The sequence below is a fragment of the Testudinibacter sp. 'clade 2' genome, assembly GCF_006227735.1.
Lineage (GTDB): Bacteria > Pseudomonadota > Gammaproteobacteria > Enterobacterales > Pasteurellaceae > Chelonobacter.
Map to the genome: position 1 here is coordinate 1 of NZ_VDHB01000158.1, position 5,992 is coordinate 5,992.

Sequence of the window (5,992 nt, forward strand, 5' to 3'; positions counted from 1 at the left end):
CGGATTGTGTTTAAAATATAAACAAACATCAACAGACCCTATTCAATTTCACCTTGCAACACGCTCTGCAACACTGGCAAATGGCTGTGTTCAATCACTGTTGCCGCTGTCAGCAATGTCAAACGATCATACTGCGCGTGCAGTTGGCGCAGTTGTTGTAAATCGGCTTGCACCGCCTCCGCGCTCAGCTCTTGCCGATAACGGCGGCAAAATTCATCATAATGCGCAAGCGGATCTTGGTGCAGCCATTGACGCAGTTCATTGGACGGTGTCACCGCTTTCAGCCACAACACCCCATCCAACCGCACTTTGGCAATCCCGCGCGGCCAAAGCCTGTCAGCCAACAGTGCCGGAAAATCATTATCATCAAAGGTATAGACGCGTTTTAACTGATACATAATTGACTCCATTTTGTGTGATTAATGCCATCAGAATATACCGCACTTGGGTTAAAATCCATGCCAAACGCGCATAAAAAAAAGCAACTTACCCATAAGAGGCAGGTTGCTTTTTAGCCAAAAATCAATTCGTCAGCCAGCAATCGTGGTTCCGACCGTCATATGCAGACCGTAAAACAGGGTTCTGCCGATCAACTCTGCAATAACGACAAAAATGACACTGGCGCAGAGTGAAAAGCCTGGTAAGCTGTTTTTATTACAGCGACTGTAAAACAGTAGCCCAACGCCGCCAAACAATAATATGAATCTGATGACCATCATTTTGCCATAATCCGGTGCTAACTCTGCGGCTTTCTGTACTGAGGTTTGAATACCTGCCAAGGTCGTCGTTTGAAATACCACTAAACAAACGGCGAGCAACAATGCGAATACCAAGATTGGTGGAACGAGTCGTAATCGGTCAGCTTCAACTCCGGCGAAACACAGCAGCGCATAACCGAGGATAAAACCAGCCAAAAGTGCGGTCAGCAGGAATGATGCGGGGGTGTAAGCGCTATTCCAAGTCGGTACGGTGCTGATTAAATAGACCGAACTCATCACATACGTAAATATGCCGCCGCTCACAATCAGCATTAGCAACCAAAGTTTATTCAAGATTGCTGGCATTTTATTCAGCAACTGCAACAGCCAATATAGCCCGGTAAGAATGAAAAACAGAGCGCCAGCAGCGATCTCGTTACTCAGCGCCGAGCTACCAATCCGGTTCAGCGAGTTAAAGGCACGCAACGGTGAACCTAAATGTAGAATCGAGGCGGCAAAGCCCAATCCCAACAAAATTAGCGGTAGTAGCAAAAATATCGTTACTTTACGTTGCCGTTGCGGATCATCGGCTTGCAGCAATAAATATACCGCCATCAAAATTATAGCACCGACCGCACTTTGAGCCAGCACGGTAAATAGAACCAACGGTAATTCATGTAATCCAGAATTCATGTTACACCTCCCTTGGGTTGGCTAAAAATCCACTGCTGTCGCCACTTGGACGCGCATTTTTGTTCGGTTTGATCACCAAATTCGGTTGAGTATATCGCTCTAGCGGCAACGGCGCTAACGCTGCCAGTTCGCCGTATTTGGCGCGGAGTTCACCAATCGGGGCGAAGTCCAACGCCCGTAATGGGCAGGATTCGACACAAATTGGTTTTTGTTCCGCTTTCACCCGAGAATAGCAACCATCGCATTTTGTCATATGTCCCTTGGCTTCGCTGTATTGCGGCGCATCGTATGGACATGCCATATGGCAATAGCGACAGCCGATACACAGTTCCTCATCGACAATGACAAAACCATCTGCATTTTTGTGCATCGCCCCGCTCGGGCACACCTTGACGCACGCCGGATCTTCGCAGTGATTGCAGGAAATCGACAAATAATACGAAAAGACATTCTGCTGCCAACAATTGCCACTTTGCTGCCAATCGCCGCCGGCATATTCATAAATCCGCCGATAATTCACATCCACCGGCAAATCCTTGTAATCCTTACAAGCCAATTCGCAGGTTTTGCACCCGGTGCAGCGATCCGAATCGATGTAAAAACCATATTGTTCGCTCATAATTTACTCCCTTATACTTTTTCTATTTGTACTAAGTTCGAATGTTGCGGATTTCCTTTCGCGAGAGGAGACGGACGCTGAGTAGTGAGAACATTGATACTGCCGGCCTGATCTATCTTATTTTGATCCGGCATATACCATGCCCCTTCACTCAATGCCACAACACCCGGAATAATCCGCGGCGTAACCTTGGCATTGATCCGCACTTCACCTCGCGCATTGAAAATCCGAACCACATCGCCATTGTTGATATCACGTGGAGCCGCATCTAGCGGATTAATCCAGATTTCTTGCGGACAGGCGGCTTTAATCAGCTCAATGTTGCCATAAGTAGAATGCGTTCTGGCTTTATAATGAAAGCCGCTCAGTTGCAGTGGGAATTTCTCCATCAGGGGATCGCCGTAATGCTCAAAACTTTCAACATGTATTGGTAACGGATCAATCACTTCATCTTTTTGCAGAATCCATGTTTCCGCGATTTCAGCAAGCTGCTCGGAATAAATTTCGATTTTGCCGGATGGCGTACTCAGTCGATTCGCTACCGGATCTTCCCGAAATTTTTTATAAGCAACATGATATCCTTCAGGATCATGTTTTTTATAAACCCCCATCTCGCGAAAATTTTCGAAGGTAGGGAGCTCTGGCAAGTTATCTTTTGAGAGTTTATACACATGGCGCAGCCATTCTTCTTGGGTTCTGCCTTCGGTAAACTGTTGTTCAACGCCCATGCGTTTAGCAAGATCGCTTAACATATCGTATATATTACGGCATTCGAATTGCGGTTGAATGACTTGATCGGCAAAAATAACGTAATTCAGATTGCCAGCAGAAGCATCCATACAGAAGTCCATTTGTTCTGAAGCGGTGCAGTCAGGTAATAATATATCGGCATATTTTGCGCTTGAAGTCATATGATTATCAATGACTACGATCATTTCACACTGTGTGTCGTCTTGTAGGATTTCATGAGTACGATTGATTTCAGAATGTTGGTTTACCAAACAGTTGCTGGCATAATTCCAGATAAATTTAATTGGCACTTTCAACTGCTCGACACCGCGTATACCATCTTTGAGCGCATTCATTTCCGTCCCACGGATAATGGCGTCAGTCCATAAAAACATCGGAATACTGGCTTGAACCGGGTTGGTTAATGTGGGAATTCTGACAAAAGGTATTCTATATCCCCCTTCACGGGCGCCACTGTTACCTCCGTTGATTCCGACATTACCGGTTAAAATAGGCAGCATAGCTATTGCACGGGAAATCAGCTCACCGTTACTGCGCCGCTGCGGTCCCCAGCCTTGGCTGATATAACACGGTTTGGTACTGCCGATTTCCCGTGCCAGTTTGATAATTTTATCTGCCGGAATACCAGTAATTTTTGCCGCCCAGTCAGGTGTTTTGGCAATTCCGTCATTACCTTCGCCTAAAATATAGGCCTTATAATGACCATTTTTAGGCGCACTATCCGGTAATGTTTTTTCATCGTAACCAACACAATAAGTATCTAAAAAAGGCTTATCAACTAAATTTTCGCTAATCAAAACATAAGCAATTGCCGATACTAATGCGGCATCGGTGCCGGGACGAATCGGGATCCACTCATCTTCTCTGCCCGCTGCAGTATCAGTATAGCGTGGATCAATCACTATTAATTTAGCATTAGAACGTTCCCTTGCCTGCTCTAAATGATAGGTAATCCCACCGCCGCTCATGCGCGTTTCAGCCGGGTTGTTACCAAATAAAACAACCAACTTACTATTAGCAATATCCGAAGTATCATTACCGTCAGCCCAACCACCATAGGTATAATTCAAACCTACGGCAATTTGCGCCGTGCTATAATCACCATAGTGATTCAAATAGCCTCCACAGCAGTTCATCAGGCGTGCGACAAGCGTGCCACCGGGTGGCCAGGATTTTGTCATAGTGCCGCCGAGTGTGCCGGTACCGTAATTCAGATAAATCGCTTCATTGCCGTAATCTTTAATAATGCGTTTGAGGGCCGTGGCGATTTCATTTAGCGCTTCATCCCAACTGATTTTTTTAAATTTACCTTCGCCACGTTTTCCAATCCGTTTCATCGGATATTTTAAACGATCCGGATTATACACCCGCTGCCGCATAGAGCGGCCTCTCAAACAAGCACGTATCTGATTATCAACGTCGTAAGTATCGGTTCCAGTATTATCTGTTTCGACATAAGTTATCTGCCCATCAACCACATGCATTCTTAATGGACAACGACTTCCACAGTTTACGGTGCAGGCGCTCCAAATTACTTTTTCGCTATTTGTATCTGCGGTGCCACCTTTTCCTGCCGCTTTCAATGAAAACGGTAACAACACACCTGCAGCTACCGTAGCCAGACTGGCACCTCTTAATAAATTTCTTCTATTGACATTATAGTGAATTACATTATTTAGTTCCATTTCCACGCCTCCGGCACCAAAATTAATGAGTATCAACTCGAAATGACGAACATTACCCTAAAATTACTTACAATCACCTTACACTTTCTCAATCTGCACTAGGTTTGAATGCTGCGGATTCCCTTTCGCCAACGGCGACGGGCGCTGGGTGGTGAGGACATTGATACTGCCGTTGTGGTCAATTTTATCACCCCACATATTCGCGCGGTGCCATGCACCTTGTCCCATGCCTAGTACTCCGGGCATAATTCTTGGGGTGACTTTTGCTTCAATGCGGGTTTCACCGATTTCATTGAAGATTCTGACCAAATCCCCACTTTGAATATTTCGCGATTTGGCATCAAGCGGATTAATCCATACTTCTTGCGGACAGGCACTTTCCAACACATTAATATTGCCATAGCTGGAATGAGTACGGGATTTATAATGGAAACCGACAAGTTGTAGCGGGAACTGTCCGTTTTGCGCCTCGATATGGCTATAAAATCCCGGGTGGTAGATCGGCAGAGGGTCGATCACTTCATCCTCTTTTAAATCCCAACTTGCCGCAATTTCGGCTAAGCGGGCGGAGTAAATTTCGATTTTTCCGGACGGTGTGCTTAACGGATTGGCTTCCGGATCATCCCTGAAATCCTTATAAGCGACCAGATGACCTTTCGGATCTTTTTTCTTGAAGATTCCCATTGCTTTCAAGGCGTCGTATGTCGGCAGATCGGCATCCATTGCTCGCATTTCGGCATATAAATGTTGCAACCATTGTTCCTGAGTCCTTCCTTCGCTAAATTTGTCATACACTTCGTCACCAAGGCGTTTGGCGATATCGCATAGAATTTGATAAATCGGACGCCGCTCGAATTTAGGGGCTGTCGCCGCTTGTCCGAAAATCAGGTAACCCATATTGCCGGCAGAATCATTCGGGATAATATCTTCTTGTTCCGTCGTCATCAGATCCGGTAATAAAATATCGGCATATTTGGCGGAAGAGGTCATAAAATTATCAATGACCACAATCATTTCGCATTTGCTCTTGTCCTGTAAGATTTCATGTGTGCGGTTAATGTCGGAGTGCTGATTGATAATGGTATTGCCCGCATAATTCCACAGGAATTTGATCGGCACGTCCAACTTATCTTTGCCTTGGATGCCGTCTTTGAGAGCGGTCAGCTCGGTACCCCGCTCAATAGCATCCGTCCACATGAATACCGGAATTTTAGTCTGCACCGGATTGGTTAAGACCGGAAAGCGCTTGATAGTGATGGTGTAAGTGCTTTCTCTGGCGCCGGAATTGCCACCGTTGATGCCGACATTGCCGGTTAAAATCGGCAGCATGGCGATTGCCCGAGCGGCAAGCTCACCGTTAGATTGGCGTTGTGGTCCCCAACCTTGGCTGATGTAGCACGGTTTGGTACTGCCGATTTCTCTGGCGAGTTTGATGATCTTATCGGCGGGAATGCCAGTGATGTCTGCCGCCCATGCCGGAGTTTTGGCGATAGCGTCGTCGCCTTGCCCCAAAATATAGGCTTTATAGTGACCGTTTGCCGGTGCAT

At 46.2% G+C, this 5,992-nt stretch carries 5 protein-coding genes; all 5 read right to left on the reverse strand.

The features are described 5' to 3' along the window. Nucleotides 1-38 precede the first annotated feature (38 nt). Nucleotides 39-398 carry a DUF488 domain-containing protein gene (locus FHQ30_RS11405; protein ID WP_139612153.1) on the reverse strand — a complete coding sequence of 120 codons (360 nt, stop codon included), beginning with the start codon at nt 396-398 and terminating at the stop codon, nt 39-41. A gap of 132 nt (nt 399-530) precedes the next feature. Beyond that, nucleotides 531-1,391 carry a DmsC/YnfH family molybdoenzyme membrane anchor subunit gene (locus tag FHQ30_RS11410; protein ID WP_139612154.1) on the reverse strand — a complete coding sequence of 287 codons (861 nt, stop codon included), beginning with the start codon at nt 1,389-1,391 and terminating at the stop codon, nt 531-533. Nucleotide 1,392: 1 nt separating this feature from the next. Beyond that, complete coding sequence (locus FHQ30_RS11415; RefSeq protein WP_139612155.1) at nt 1,393-2,010, reverse strand: DMSO/selenate family reductase complex B subunit; 618 nt, start codon at nt 2,008-2,010, stop codon at nt 1,393-1,395. 11 nt (nt 2,011-2,021) lie between these two features. Beyond that, nucleotides 2,022-4,445 (reverse strand): DMSO/selenate family reductase complex A subunit, encoded by a 2,424-nt coding sequence (locus tag FHQ30_RS11420; RefSeq protein ID WP_139612156.1) that lies wholly within the window; start codon nt 4,443-4,445, stop codon nt 2,022-2,024. A 78-nt stretch (nt 4,446-4,523) separates the two neighbouring features. Next, nucleotides 4,524-5,992: DMSO/selenate family reductase complex A subunit (locus FHQ30_RS11425; protein WP_176552770.1), on the reverse strand; the 1,469-nt coding region annotated here is incomplete at its 5' end.

Excerpts from the sequence above, each read along its gene's own strand:
- FHQ30_RS11405 (WP_139612153.1), bottom strand. The coding sequence starts at position 398 with ATGTATCAGTTAAAACGCGTCTATACCTTTGATGATAATGATTTTCCG.
- FHQ30_RS11410 (WP_139612154.1), bottom strand. The coding sequence starts at position 1,391 with ATGAATTCTGGATTACATGAATTACCGTTGGTTCTATTTACCGTGCTG.
- FHQ30_RS11415 (WP_139612155.1), bottom strand. The coding sequence starts at position 2,010 with ATGAGCGAACAATATGGTTTTTACATCGATTCGGATCGCTGCACCGGG.
- FHQ30_RS11420 (WP_139612156.1), bottom strand. The coding sequence starts at position 4,445 with ATGGAACTAAATAATGTAATTCACTATAATGTCAATAGAAGAAATTTA.